Below are 13,530 nucleotides of genomic sequence, written 5' to 3'. Positions count from 1 at the left end.
CGCTTAACGAGTTAAGTTAAGCGCCTTTTTAGTATTCAAGCTCTACTGCATTAATACTTCCAAAAACTCGGGTGGAATAACACTGCTACGGTCAGAATCTCTAAACGGCCGAGGAGCATACCGAGTGACAAGGCCCATTTTGCTACGTCGGGCAGAGTTGAAAAGTTACCCGCAGGGCCAATAATTGGGCCTAAACCTGGGCCTACGTTGGTGACCGCCGTGATAGCGCCAGTAAAACTGGTCATAGGGTCGAGCCCTGTGAGCACTAAAATTACCGACAAGCCAACAATCACCATCACAAACAACAGCACGAAAGTGATCAGCGAGCGCACGATATCTTCACTGATGATGCGATTGTTGTAGCGTTCCCTAAAGATACCGTTTGGATGACATTGCTGTTTCAATTGCTCGCGCATAATGGCGCCAGCGATTTGAAAACGGAAGATTTTAATCCCGCCCGAGGTTGAGCCTGAGCAGCTACCGACAAACATTAAAAACAGGAAAGCGATGTTGGCAAAGGCGCCCCAAGCACCGTAATCCGTTAAGCCATAACCTGTGGTGGTCACCACAGAAACCACGTTAAAGCTAGATAAACGCAGTGCATCGAGGAGTTCAATGTCGCGGGTTTGCCACAGCCAAAAGCCAATAGAACAAGACACGAAGGTCAGGAAAAACAAGAAGCCTTTGACCTGAGCATCGTTCCAAATGCGCAGATCCCTTTGCTGTATGGTGTGCACAAACATGAGTAGTGGTAAGCCACCCGCCGCCATAAAGAACACGCCAACCCAGTGAGCTGAGTGCGAAAACGCGGCCATTGAGCTATCAGATGTTGAGTAGCCGCCGGTCGATAGGGTGGTCATGGCATGGTTTATGGCTTGAAACCACGTCATTCCCGCCAGATGATAGGCAACGCAGCAGGCAACAGTCAGCAAAATATAAATAAAGAATAAGTACTTAGCCATGCTCTGGGTACGTGGTACGGCTTTATCGCTCCAATCTGAAGATTCAGTGCGGAACAGCCGCATACCACCGACGTTCAAGAAGGGCAGAATGGCCACCGCCATCACGATAAAACCAATTCCGCCAAGCCACTGCAATAAAGAGCGCCAGATTAAGATACTGTGATCCATGGTATCCAACCCCGAGAGCACAGTAGAACCTGTGGTCGTGATGCCGGACATAGTCTCAAAGAAGGCGTCGGTATAGCCAATCCCGTGATACAGGGTAAAGGGCATGGCCGCAAACAGGCTCACGATCAACCACGTCAAGCTGGTTAACAGGAACATATCGCGGATATTGAGGTTAATAGTCTTGCTCTGGCCATTGTGTAAACACAAGCTGGCACTAATGCCTGTCACTAACGCCGACAGCATGAAAGAGCCCACGGTTTCCTCGGCATTGAACACGGCGAGGAGCAGTGGGATCAACATGAAGGCTGTCAGCATGGACAAAAACAGCCCCAAAATAAACAATAGTGGTCTAAAGTTCAGCATAAGTTGGCTTACTTAGGTTCTTAGAAGAAGAAAGCACTTGGTTGGAAAAGCTTCTCGACTTCGCCGACAAACTTTTTATTCACTAGGAATAAGATCACGTGATCCCCTTGCTCTATCACGGTTTTGTCGTGGGCCATTAATACTTCGTCGTTGCGGACAATAGCACCAATGGTGGTTCCCGGTGGCAACTTAATATCACCAATGGCTTTGCCAACCACTTTAGACGTGCTGGCATCCCCGTGGGCAATCGCTTCAATTGCCTCGGCGGCGCCGCGACGTAGGGAGTAAACGTTACAGATATCACCCTGACGGATATGGGTTAACAGTGCCGAAATGGTCGCTTGCTGGGGTGAGATAGCAATGTCGATATTGGCTTCTTGGACGATATCCACATAGGCTTCGCGCTGGATCAGCACCATGACCTTTTTCGCGCCCATACGTTTTGCCAGCAATGCCGACATAATATTGGCTTCATCGTCATTGGTCACCGCAATAAATACGTCGGTTTGATCTATGTGTTCTTCGAGCAGTAATTCTTGATCCGAAGCGTCACCGCAGAACACGGTAGTATTTTCCAGTTGCTCCGATAGTGCTTCAGCGCGCTCATACTTGTGCTCAATCAGTTTAACTGAGTGGGTACGCTCAAGGCGTTTGGCTAAACCTAAGCCTATGTTACCGCCACCGGCGATCATAATGTTGCGGTAGGAGTTATCGAGCTTCTGCATTTCGCTCATCACAGCGCGAATATGGCGACTGTCGGCGACGAAGAATACTTCATCATCGGCTTCGATAATCGTGGTACCGCGAGGCATGATAGGGCGGCCTTGGCGGAAAATTGCCGCAACCCGGGTATCAATATTTGGCATGTGTTCGCGCAGTGCCGCTAACGCATTACCTACCAGTGGACCACCATAATAGGCACGAACGGCCACTAGACTTAGCCGTCCTTCGGCAAATTCGAGCACTTGCAGTGCGCCGGGATATTCAACGAGTCGTTGGATGTAAGCGGTCACTAACTGTTCAGGGGCAATTAACTCATCGATCACGAAGCCGCCACGGGGGCGGCCATCGCTATTTTTGGTTTCACTGTCGATAAAGAGTTTATCGCGCATCGCCAGATAAGGTTCTGAGCGAATACGGGCAATTTTTGTTGGTGTGCCGAAGAGGGTGTAAGCAATTTGGCAGGCGGCCATGTTGCATTCATCGCTATTGGTTACCGCGATCAGCATGTCGGCATCTTCTGCGCCTGCTTCTCTAAGTACGTCTGGATGGGCTGCATGGCCCGCCACAACGCGAAGGTCATATTTATCTTGCAGGGCGCGTAGTCTGGATTTGTCACTATCTACAATAGTGATGTCATTATTCTCACCGACCAAGTTCTCGGCCAAGGTTCCCCCGACTTGACCCGCACCTAATATGATAATTTTCATGGCCTTGCTTACTTCCTAATCGGTCGCTTTTAATAAACGGGCGTAATAGAACCCATCCATATTGTCTTGTCCTGGCGTGATTTGCCAACCTATATCCTGTGGCGAATGTTGCTGGGAGAGTGTGTCTAGCTTAGCATCTGTGGTTCTGGCCAAAAATGCACTGATCTGGTCGCGGTTTTCCTGCGGTAAAATCGAGCAAGTAGCATAAAGTAGCGTGCCACCGGGTTTGAGCCACTTCCAGCAATGATCGAGAATTTGCTGTTGTAGCTCTGCCAGTTCTTCGATGTCATGGTTTTTACGTAACCATTTGATATCGGGATGGCGGCGGATCACTCCCGTGGCCGAGCATGGCGCGTCCAGTAAGATACGATCAAATTGTCCACCTTGCCACCATGAGTCAATATTGGCCGCATCGCCATGGATAAGCTCCGCTTTTAATGACAAGCGGTCAAGGTTCTGTTGCACCCGCTCGAGACGTTTAGCATCAAAGTCGACGGCAACCAGTTTGATGCTTGGCTCAAGTTCGAGTAGATGACAGCTTTTGCCACCGGGCGCAGCGCAGGCATCGAGGATTAATTCATTCGCTTGTGGTGCCAGTAATGTCGCCGCCCACTGCGCCGCGCCATCTTGCACTGAGGCTGCACCTTCATGGAAGCGCGGCAGTGTGGCAACATCCTTTGGATGCGCTAAAAGAATGGCATCTGCACTGCAGCCTTCACTCGCTTCAATTTCGAGGTCGGCTAAAGCGGCGAGGTATTCGGTACGGCCTTGGGATAAGCGATTATTACGCAGCCACATAGGTGGGCGTTCATGGCTTTGTTGAATGATGTCTTGCCACTGCTCGGGATAGGCTTCTTTTAAGCGCTTAATCAACCAAGCGGGTGTGTTGTAGCTTAAGGTATCTGATTCAGTGCTGAGCGGCGAAAGCTGACGCTGAATGTTGCGCAGTACACCGTTAACGACCTTAACCATGCCTTCAAATTTTAACTGGCGACAGGCTTCGGCGGTTTCTGAAATCGCGGCGTGGCTTGGAATGCGAGTGAAGTAAAGTTGATAGCAACCTATGATCAGCAACTGGTGGATAATCCTTTGCTTACCTTTGAGTGGTTTCGCTAGGCATTCACTGATGCGTTTCTCTATTTGTGGCAGAGTGCGCATCACGCCGTAACAGAGTTCGGCGAGTAGGGCTTTATCTTTGCCGCTGGCAAGGTGCTTTTGTTGATCGGGCAATGCCACTGAGAGTGACACGCCTTTTTCTAATACTTCGAAGATGGCTTTCGCAGCCAGCGCGCGCAAGTTCATACTATTGTGCCTCGTTTGCGAGGCGAGTATTCGGGCTAAACCATTCACCTCGTGCATTGAGTATATCGGCAACATTGAGCGGCTTTTTCCCCGGCAGCTGCATACTCAGCAGGGTTAATACGCCGTCGGCGGTGGCGACTTCTATGCCTTTTTTGCTGGCGCTGATAATAGTGCCGGGAGCGGCTGTGCTGGTGGTTTCGCTAACTTGGGTCTGCCACACTTTAATGGTATTGCCTTGGTGCTCAAAGTAACTCACTGGCCAAGGATTAAAGGCACGGACTTCTTGCCAGAGTTGCTGGGCAGATTTATTCCAATCGAGTCTGGCTTCTTCTTTACTGAGTTTTTCTGCGTAGTTCGCTAAGGCTTCATCTTGTTTTTCAGCGGCTAAGGTGCCGTTTGCTAGACCTTCGAGGGCTTGCAATAGGGCAACAGGACCTTGTTCTGCCAATTTCTCGTAAAGGCTGGCTGAGGTGTCGCTATCTTCAATCGGCAGAGTGGTTTTCAGTAGCATATCGCCGGTATCTAAACCCACATCCATCTGCATAACGGTCACGCCGGTTTCTTTGTCGCCGGCCCAAAGTGCGCGTTGGATCGGTGCGGCACCGCGCCAGCGTGGCAAAATAGAACCGTGAACGTTAATACAACCTAAACGTGGCGTATCTAATACGACTTTTGGCAGGATAAGGCCGTAGGCAACTACCACCATAATATCGGCATTCAGCGCGGCAAGTTCTTGTTGCGCGGGTTCTTTACGTAATGAACCAGGTTGATACACAGGAATATTGTTGGCGACGGCGAGTTCTTTTACTGGGCTGGCGGTCAGCTTCTTGCCGCGGCCAGCGGGTCTATCGGGCTGAGTGTAAACGCCAATCACATTGTGGTGTGAGTTCAACAGTGCTTGTAAGTGGCGAGCGGCAAAATCCGGTGTTCCGGCAAAGATGATGTTGAGTGGTTTCAAATCTGATCCTATGCTTCTTTGGCGTCCAATCGGGCCGCTTTTTCAAGTTTTTGTTTGATCCGCTGACGTTTTAGCGGCGACAGATAATCGACAAACAATTTGCCTTTGAGGTGATCCATTTCGTGTTGAATACAGATAGCAAAAAGCTCATCGGCCTCAACAATAAATTCGTTGCCGTGCCTGTCTAAGGCTTTTACCGTAACAAATTCGGCGCGATCGACTTTGGCATAAATGCCCGGCACCGACAGGCAACCTTCTTCATTGCAGAAGTCGCCGCGGCTGGCGATAATTTCGGGATTAATAAACACTTTCGGTCGTTCGACTTCATCTTGTAAGTCCATGACAATAAGTCGTTTATGGTAATCCACTTGGGTCGCGGCCAGACCGATACCTTTTTCTTGGTACATGGTTTCGAACATATCATCAATTTGAGTTTGCAGCTCGGCATTAAACTCTGTGATGGGTGTGGCTTGTGTCCGCAATCTTTCGTCAGGAAATTGTAATACTTTTAATTGTGCCATACATAAACTCTTAACAAGTCTGTCAAATCTCTGCCAGTTAGTTATACTGACTGATGCTAATGGGTTAATTTTAATCTTTAGTGCCTATCAATAACAGTAAAAGCTCAAACTAAGAGCCAAACAACATGGAAATACCCATGAAACGGTTAATTTTACTCGCGTTAATGACATTCAATTGCACGTTTGTTGCCGCCGATACCCTTACGCTGAAAGCGGGGCATCCTGAGTCATATGTAGTGAAAAAGGGCGATACTCTTTGGGATATCTCCGCAGCGTTTCTGAATGATCCATGGAAATGGCCACGTCTTTGGGATGTAAACCCGCAGATTGCCAATCCCCATCTTATTTACCCTGGCGATCAACTCACCCTAGTGTTTGTTGATGGTCAGCCTCGACTCGTGCGCAACGGCGACATACTCGATACTGCTAAACCCCATGTAAAGAAGAGCCCTGAAGGACGGATCATTGCGAAGAGCAATGCCATTCCTGCCGTCGACTTGGCCTTGATTGAACAGTATTTAGTGCAGAATCGCGTTGTCGCAACCGACTGGCTTGCCGAGCAACCTATGGTATTAGCAGGTGAAAGCCCATCGCGTCATCATATTGTGGGTGATGTCATTTATATCGATGCTGAACTGCCGATGAATCAAAAGTACGGTGTTTACGAACGTGGTCGCGAGTTTTTCAATAAGGAGTCTGGCGAGGCGATAGGACAAGAAGCTATTTTAGCCTCAACTGGGCAAGTGGTTGAGTCTGGTAAGGTGTCAAAAATTAAGTTGTTAACCAGCTTTCGTGAAACCAAAGCAGGTTTCAGAGTCATGCCGATGGAAAGTGATTCCTTGATGTCAGCTTATTTCACCCCAAAGCCTGCAGAGTTAAAGACACCAGCTGTTGTGCTTGCTATCGAATCGAAGATGCGTGAAGCGGGTAAGTTGGATGTGGTGTACTTAGATAAAGGCACCCAAGATGGGGTTGAGCCCGGAGTCGTGTTCTCTATTTACCGTGATGGTGAAGTCATTGTCATCAACAATGATGGTATGCCAGTGCCTGCCACTGAGCGCACCGCCTACGATAACCTGATGGCATCTGTCTCATCGGATCGTGCTATTCAAATGCCGGATATCTATCATGGCAAGCTGTTAGTTTTCAAAGTATTTGACAAAGCGAGCTTAGGTTTGATTGTTTCCACCGAGCGTCCTGTGCGTGTCGACGATAAGTTAATCGCCCCAGAATCTTTAGCCTTAAGAGGTCTATAATCTCTGAAAATTTGGTCGATTGGTTAGTTGTTTGTGCTGTATCTGGGCTAGGACCCGCTCGGATCCAACAATTATTAACGCACATGGAAGTGGACGACCTCAGACAAAGGTTAGAGCATGAGAGACAAGCGCTACCTTTATCTGATCATCTGCTCCATAGCCTTGTTATTGATTATCAAAAAGTGGATGTCGCCCTCGAATGGCAACAGCAAGCCGCCGATCATCATCTGCTTTGTTTCTCTGATCCGCTTTATCCACCATTATTAAAACAACTCTCAGATCCGCCCGCCGTCCTGTTCGTTAAAGGTTGCTTAGAGGCGTTAGCCCTTCCTTATCTTGCTATTGTTGGCAGTCGTAATGCTTCTCCAGGCGGATTGCAGGTCGCTTACCAACTGGCTGCTGAGATGTCCTCAATGGGATTTGGTATCTGTAGCGGCATGGCGATGGGGATTGATGGGGCGGCCCATAAAGCCTGTGTTGACCATCAAGGGCGCACTATTGCCGTACTAGGAACGGGCATAGAGATCATTTATCCACGAAAACATCGACAGCTTTATCATGATATTCAGCGGCAAGGCTGTATACTTAGCGAGTTTTGGCCTGATACTGGTCCCTTTGCGGGTAATTTCCCGAAACGAAATCGGATTATTAGCGGTCTTTCTTTAGGGACACTTGTGGTTGAAGCCTGTCGTAAAAGCGGTTCTTTAATCACAGCGAGGTTGGCGATGGAGCAAGGGCGTGAGGTGTTTGCCGTTCCGGGCTCAATCTTGGGTGGTTACCATCAAGGCTGTCATGATTTATTACGTGATGGGGCAAAACTTGTGGAAACAGCCGCCGATATAGTGGAGGAGTTGGCAAGTTTAACCGCTTACCACCTTGAAGAATTGAAGTTATGCCACCATATACAGCAAGGCGAGATTTGTAATTTGCCATTTTCGTCTCTGTTAGCTAGTGTAGGTTATGAAACTACATCCATTGATGCAGTAGTTGAACATAGTGGGAAAACGATAGATCTGGTGTTAGAACAAATGCTTGAACTTGAGTTGCAAGGTTGGGTGATTGCAGTACCCGGTGGTTACGTCAGAGTAAAGAGGAGCTAGCCATGTTTGATATCCTCATGTATCTATTTGAAAACTATGTTCACAGTGAAGTTGAACTACTAGTTGATGAAGACGAGTTAACCAAGGAACTCACTCGTGCCGGATTTCATCAATCCGAGATTTTAAAAGCGTTAACTTGGTTAGAGCGCTTAGCAGAATTACAAGAAGGGGATAAACCTTATCTTTGTAATCACGATCAGCATTCGTTTCGTATCTATACAAAGGACGAAATGGACAAGCTGGATGTGGAATCCCGCGGTTTCTTGCTGTTTTTAGAGCAAGTTAAAGTGCTGAATGTCGAAACCCGTGAAATGGTGATCGATAGAGTCATGGAGTTGGATGAGCCAACCCTGATTTTAGAAGATCTCAAATGGGTTATCTTAATGGTGTTGTTTAACGCTCCTGGTCATGAGTCCGCTTATGAGCAAATGGAAGATTTAATCTTCGAACAGCCAGAAGGCCGACTACATTCTTAATCGTTGTGAAAGATGAATTATGAGAGAAAGGAGGCTAAGACCTCCTTTTTTGATGCCATAAATTCCTTGATGGCACTGCGCTTGATATTCTAATGCGCTACGACAGGTGGTGAATGATTATGTCTAAGATTGATGAACAATTATTTAGTGCCCACGAACACGCACTGGAAAAAGAATACGAACTTTGCCCTGAATGTGGCAGCGAGTTATCGGTCAAACACAGTAAGCACGGCGGTTTTATTGGCTGCAATAATTACCCTAGCTGTAATTACACTCGTCCCTTAGTGCAGCACGAATCCATTGAAACTCAAGTGATTGAAGGTTCTGTATGTCCTGAATGCGGCCACGAACTGGCGGTAAAGTCTGGGCGATTTGGGATCTTTATCGGTTGCACTCAATACCCTAGCTGCACGCATATTGAAAAACAGGATCAAGCGAGTGACAAGCCTGATATCCCTTGCCCAGAATGTAAAACGGGTAAACTGGAGCACAGAACGAGTCGCTTCGGAAAGAGTTTTTATGCCTGTAGCGCTTACCCTAAGTGCAAGTTTATTGTGAATTATCCTCCGGTTGCTGAAGATTGCCCAAGTTGTGGTTTTGGGATCTTAGTCGAGCGTAAAGGTGCGGCGGGGATGCGTTTAGAATGTCCGCAAAAAACCTGCAAGTACAAGCGCCCCTTGTAGCGAGGCCATTGCATAATATTTGTTGCCTTAGTGCGGCTTGAGTATAATCCCCAACCGATCGTTAGATGGGGCGGCGAAGATTCGGGTAATGACAAAAACTGATAAGACGCATAAGGTGATTTGATAATGTTGCAGCTACACCCATCCGATATAAAAGACATCATTCTTGACGGTGGCGTTATTGCTTATCCAACCGAGGCGGTTTATGGCCTAGGTTGTGACCCTGATAACGACACTGCTATCCAAAAGTTATTGGCGGTAAAACAGCGCCCATGGCAGAAAGGACTGATCTTAGTCGCCAGTGATTTTCAGCAGCTTTTAGCCTATGTTGATGAATCGCAATTGACGGCTGAGCAGCTTGAATTTGCATTTTCCAAGTGGCCGGGGCCTTTTACCTTTGTCATGCCAATCAAAGCACATGTTTCAAAATACCTCTGTGGCGAATTTGACTCTATCGCAGTGCGAGTGTCGGCCCATGCTGGAGTACAAGCCCTGTGCCGCGCACTTAATAAACCTTTAGTGTCGACCAGCGCTAACCTTGCGGGTGAAGATCCCGCATTAACTGCCGCTGAAATCCTCGCTGATTTTACCGGTAAAATCGATGCACTGGTATTAGGCGAACTCGGCGAACAACGTCAGCCCTCGACCATTATCGATGCGCGAAGCGGCAAAATTTTACGAAATGGACAATGAGCAAACCAATAATAAGGATAACAAGATGAGTGTGCCTGATGCTGCAGTGGTAAAAGCGTTTTTACTCGATTTACAAAACCGAATTTGTGCCGGTTTACAGGCTCTGGATGGCCAAGCAACGTTTGCCGCCGATTCATGGACCCGCGCCGAAGGCGGTGGTGGCACGAGCCGAGTATTAACCCAAGGTGCAGTATTCGAGCAAGCTGGAGTTAACTTTTCCCATGTGACTGGCGCCGCTATGCCGGCGTCAGCTACGGCGCATCGCCCAGAATTGGCGGGTCGCAGTTTTGAGGCTATGGGTGTGTCTTTAGTGATCCATCCTAACAATCCTTATATCCCGACGACTCACGCCAATGTGCGCTTCTTTATCGCGCAAAAAGAAGGTGCCGATCCTGTGTGGTGGTTTGGCGGTGGTTTTGACTTAACGCCTTATTATCCATTTGAAGAAGATGTGCGCGAGTGGCACCAGACGTCTAAGGATATTTGTGCGCCTTTCGGGGATGAGGTTTATCCCAAGTATAAGAAATGGTGCGATGAGTATTTCTTCCTGCCGCATCGTAATGAAACCCGCGGTGTGGGCGGACTTTTTTTCGATGACTTGAATCAAGCAGGATTCGAGCAAAGCTTTAGCTTTATGCAAGCCGTGGGCAATGGCTTCTTAACGGCCTATGCGCCGATTGTTGAGCGTCGTAAGGATACTGAGTTCGGTGAGCGTGAGCGTCAGTTCCAACTCTATCGCCGTGGTCGTTATGTTGAGTTCAACTTAGTCTACGACAGAGGCACGTTGTTTGGTCTGCAGACAGGTGGACGTACCGAGTCTATCTTAATGTCGATGCCGCCATTAGTGCGTTGGCAATATGCTTATACACCAGAGGCGGGAAGCCCAGAGGCAGATTTGTACGATAATTACCTCAAACCCCGCGATTGGGTTTAGCCGTTAATCATAAAAAGTGGATGCCATATCCACGTTATTGATTACGCATATGATCGGCCAGAGTTGAAATCGCCTCAAAGATGGCGGCTCGATGCTCTGGCTTTTTAATGTTCTCTTCAATCGCAAACTTCATACAAAACAGCCATTGATCGCGCATCGCCTCATCAATATCGACATGCATGTGTCGTGCTCGCAATGCCGGATGACCATATTTTTGCTGATAAAGCTGCGGCCCGCCTAGCCAACCACTTAAAAATTCAAACAACTTCTGCTCTGATTCCGCAATGGGCGCCCTATGAATGGCAAGCAGTGTTGTCGTTTCTGTTGAGCTTGCCATCTTCTGATAAAAACATTTAGTGATCGCGCGGATCACTTTTTCGCCGCCGATTAAGTCATAGGCGTTAGATTGACTCGGATCGCGATCATCCTGCGGAGTGTGTTTACTAAAAATCTTTTTAAGCCAGTTCATTGGAATAGTCGTTCACTAAATAGAGTGTATTGAGCCGATGGCGCATTATAGCGTGAAACCTAGCGTGAAATTTAGTTGAGCATAATTCGTCTTGCGTGGGCTCAAAAGCGCGGTAGACTGCAAAGCCATTGAACCTAAAATTTCATATCGCTATGACAGACAGATACGCAGTGTTTGGCAATCCAATTAGCCACAGTAAATCGCCGTTCATCCATGGACAATTTGCCGCGCCCACCCAAGAGTCATTAACCTATGAAGCCATTCTCGCTCCGGTCGATGGTTTTGAAGCCTCATTGACGGCGTTTTTCAATGCGGGCGGCAAGGGCGCAAATGTGACTGTGCCTTTTAAGGAGCAAGCTTTTACGCTCTGTGACAGTATCAGCCCCGAAGCCAAACTCGCTGGCGCAGTCAACACCTTAAGTTTATTGGCCGATGGCACTATTCGCGGTGATAACACCGATGGCTTAGGGCTGGTGGCCGATCTCATCGCTAACTTAGGTAGCTTGCAAGATCAGCGCGTGTTACTTATTGGCGCTGGTGGCGCGGCGCGCGGTTGTATTCTGCCGTTATTAAATGCGGAGATTGCACAACTGACCATCAGCAATCGCACCCACACTAAGGCGCAGCTTTTAGTCGATATCTTTACTTCTGTGGATAACGGCGCTTACGCGAGTAAAGTCACCGCCGTAGAAATGAGTGAGCTTGCGGGCGAGTTCGATATCATTATTAATTCAACCTCTGCTAGCCTTGCGGGCGAGTTGCCACCTTTGCCAGCACATATCATCACCACCCAAACCGTTTGTTATGACATGATGTATGGCGCCTCGGTCACCGCGTTTAACCAATGGGCACTCTCCCAAGGTGCAGCAAAAGTCATTGATGGGCTAGGTATGTTAGTCGGACAAGCGGCCAAGAGTTTTACCTTATGGCGAGGTATTGAGCCCGACACCCAAGTGGTGTTGACGCTTTTGCGGGACAACCTAATGGCAGAGCCTAAGTAGGAAGCATGAATCAAAGTATTCTTTTCCCCGATCTGCAATATTGGGACGATGCCCAAGGGCAAATCTGTTTTATGGCGCAGTCGCAGGGGATGAACATCAAGTGCTATATCAGTGCCGCCAAATTACGTGAGCTGAATGATTTTTCTGAACAGCCGAGTACCGATGAAGCTGCTGCTATGCTGGCATTATTTGATGCGGTGAGATTTGACGCCGAAGAAATGGCAGAAGACTTAATCGAAGCCGAAGAGTTTGATGAGTTTGGCGCAGTACGCCTAGGCTAGCTTCATCGCGAGTTTCAGTGGATAGATTTTGAATCAATAAATAGCAAAAGACGACAGAGACTGAATGAGTCTCTGCCGCCTTTCTTATATAGCGATACTAAGCGACTAACGCTAACTGACTAGATGTTTTGTAACTCAACTAAGTACTCGTTTTTCAGTCTGACATAGTTGTCGGCAGATTCTGGCAAAAAGGCAATTTCGGCAGGTGTTAATGGACGAGCCTGCTTAGCTGGGCTGCCTACATATAAATAGCCGCTCTGTAATACCTTGCCCGGTGGCACTAAAGAGCCCGCACCTAAGATCACATCATCTTCTAAAATCGCACCGTCAAGAATAATCGCGCCCATGCCCACTAATACTCGGTTACCGACTTTGCAACCGTGAAGCATCGCCTTGTGACCAATAGTCACATCATCACCAATAATCAGTGGATGACCATCGGGACGAGCAGCTGACTTACGCGTCACATGCAATATGCTACCGTCTTGCACATTAGAGCGCTTACCAATACGAATATGGTTAACATCACCACGCGCCGCCACCATAGGCCAAATACTGGCATCAGTATCTAACGCAATATCGCCAACAAGCACCGAAGCTTCATCTACATACACATTATTGCCTAATTGAGGATGAATACCTTGGTAAGTTCTGAGTGGCCCTGACATAGAAAAGTCCCTAATTGAGTGGTTTTTTGCATTATAAAGGTTAAAAACTAGCTGGTCAGGTCAAATATCCAACGAACAGTGAGAAAATGACAATTATCTTAAAAATAGGGGTTGCGCACTTTCTCAATCTCCCTATAATGCGCATCCACTGACACGGCAGACAGCGAAAGCGAGCTGACGAGTTAGGTTGAATTGAATGGCTTTTAACCACTTAATTCAATCGCAGCAAGAAGTTGAAAATACTCCTTGACGCGAAACGGGAAAT

Annotated in this window: 15 protein-coding genes; 8 read left to right on the top strand and 7 right to left on the bottom strand. The window is 47.9% G+C overall.

Translation table 11 applies throughout. The features are described from left to right. Nucleotides 1-50: 50 nt before the first annotated feature. Genes Q4Q46_RS18235 through def form a run of 5 tightly spaced genes read right to left on the bottom strand, consistent with a single transcriptional unit; the run spans nucleotide 51 to nucleotide 5,704 of the window. Nucleotides 51-1,493 (bottom strand): TrkH family potassium uptake protein, encoded by a 1,443-nt coding sequence (locus Q4Q46_RS18235; protein WP_300482294.1) that lies wholly within the window; start codon nucleotides 1,491-1,493, stop codon nucleotides 51-53. A gap of 20 nt (nucleotides 1,494-1,513) precedes the next feature. Continuing rightward, nucleotides 1,514-2,923, bottom strand: coding sequence for a Trk system potassium transporter TrkA (gene trkA, locus Q4Q46_RS18230; protein ID WP_106648741.1), 1,410 nt, complete (start codon nucleotides 2,921-2,923; stop codon nucleotides 1,514-1,516). A gap of 15 nt (nucleotides 2,924-2,938) precedes the next feature. Further along, entirely contained in the window at nucleotides 2,939-4,225 is a 1,287-nt protein-coding gene (gene rsmB / locus Q4Q46_RS18225; protein ID WP_311906690.1) for a 16S rRNA (cytosine(967)-C(5))-methyltransferase RsmB, read from the bottom strand. A gap of 1 nt (nucleotide 4,226) precedes the next feature. Next, entirely contained in the window at nucleotides 4,227-5,183 is a 957-nt protein-coding gene (gene fmt, locus Q4Q46_RS18220; protein WP_126490852.1) for a methionyl-tRNA formyltransferase, read from the bottom strand. An 8-nt stretch (nucleotides 5,184-5,191) separates the two neighbouring features. After that, entirely contained in the window at nucleotides 5,192-5,704 is a 513-nt protein-coding gene (def, locus tag Q4Q46_RS18215) for a peptide deformylase (RefSeq protein WP_311906689.1), read from the bottom strand. A 125-nt stretch (nucleotides 5,705-5,829) separates the two neighbouring features. On the opposite strand from def, the gene Q4Q46_RS18210 reads away from it, so the two are divergent. The 6 genes from Q4Q46_RS18210 (at nucleotide 5,830) to hemF (ending at nucleotide 10,846) form a co-directional block, all read left to right on the top strand. Further along, nucleotides 5,830-6,960, top strand: coding sequence for a LysM peptidoglycan-binding domain-containing protein (locus Q4Q46_RS18210; protein ID WP_311906688.1), 1,131 nt, complete (start codon nucleotides 5,830-5,832; stop codon nucleotides 6,958-6,960). Between the two features lie 83 nt (nucleotides 6,961-7,043). Next, the gene (gene dprA, locus Q4Q46_RS18205) at nucleotides 7,044-8,060 is read left to right on the top strand and encodes a DNA-processing protein DprA (protein ID WP_300482280.1); all 1,017 of its coding nucleotides are present in this window, start codon (nucleotides 7,044-7,046) and stop codon (nucleotides 8,058-8,060) included. Nucleotides 8,061-8,062: 2 nt separating this feature from the next. Next, a complete protein-coding gene (locus Q4Q46_RS18200; protein WP_006083793.1) occupies nucleotides 8,063-8,536 on the top strand; it encodes a DUF494 family protein in 474 nt (157 codons plus the stop codon). Nucleotides 8,537-8,655: 119 nt separating this feature from the next. Next, the gene (locus Q4Q46_RS18195) at nucleotides 8,656-9,219 is read left to right on the top strand and encodes a DNA topoisomerase family protein (protein WP_006083792.1); all 564 of its coding nucleotides are present in this window, start codon (nucleotides 8,656-8,658) and stop codon (nucleotides 9,217-9,219) included. 126 nt (nucleotides 9,220-9,345) lie between these two features. Further along, nucleotides 9,346-9,912 (top strand): L-threonylcarbamoyladenylate synthase type 1 TsaC, encoded by a 567-nt coding sequence (tsaC, locus tag Q4Q46_RS18190; RefSeq protein ID WP_226060052.1) that lies wholly within the window; start codon nucleotides 9,346-9,348, stop codon nucleotides 9,910-9,912. 25 nt (nucleotides 9,913-9,937) lie between these two features. After that, the gene (hemF, locus tag Q4Q46_RS18185; RefSeq protein ID WP_006084800.1) at nucleotides 9,938-10,846 is read left to right on the top strand and encodes an oxygen-dependent coproporphyrinogen oxidase; all 909 of its coding nucleotides are present in this window, start codon (nucleotides 9,938-9,940) and stop codon (nucleotides 10,844-10,846) included. A gap of 34 nt (nucleotides 10,847-10,880) precedes the next feature. On the opposite strand, the gene Q4Q46_RS18180 is transcribed toward hemF, so the two are convergent. Next, the gene (locus tag Q4Q46_RS18180) at nucleotides 10,881-11,315 is read right to left on the bottom strand and encodes a group II truncated hemoglobin (RefSeq protein ID WP_259583128.1); all 435 of its coding nucleotides are present in this window, start codon (nucleotides 11,313-11,315) and stop codon (nucleotides 10,881-10,883) included. A gap of 152 nt (nucleotides 11,316-11,467) precedes the next feature. Here Q4Q46_RS18180 and aroE point away from each other — a divergent pair, with 152 nt between their 5' ends. Next, nucleotides 11,468-12,316, top strand: a complete 849-nt coding sequence (gene aroE, locus Q4Q46_RS18175; RefSeq protein ID WP_311906715.1) for a shikimate dehydrogenase — start codon at nucleotides 11,468-11,470, stop codon at nucleotides 12,314-12,316. Between the two features lie 5 nt (nucleotides 12,317-12,321). Beyond that, nucleotides 12,322-12,597 (top strand): DUF1488 family protein, encoded by a 276-nt coding sequence (locus Q4Q46_RS18170; protein WP_006083787.1) that lies wholly within the window; start codon nucleotides 12,322-12,324, stop codon nucleotides 12,595-12,597. A 119-nt stretch (nucleotides 12,598-12,716) separates the two neighbouring features. Here the strand turns inward: Q4Q46_RS18170 and Q4Q46_RS18165 are convergent, their stop codons facing one another. Next, nucleotides 12,717-13,265, bottom strand: a complete 549-nt coding sequence (locus Q4Q46_RS18165) for a gamma carbonic anhydrase family protein (protein ID WP_012586351.1) — start codon at nucleotides 13,263-13,265, stop codon at nucleotides 12,717-12,719. Between the last annotated feature and the right edge of the window lie 265 nt (nucleotides 13,266-13,530).

It is taken from the genome of Shewanella vaxholmensis (assembly GCF_031932135.1).
Lineage (GTDB): Bacteria > Pseudomonadota > Gammaproteobacteria > Enterobacterales > Shewanellaceae > Shewanella > Shewanella hafniensis.
Note: the sequence above shows the minus strand (reverse complement) of the source record. Positions and strands in the feature narration are given on the sequence as shown.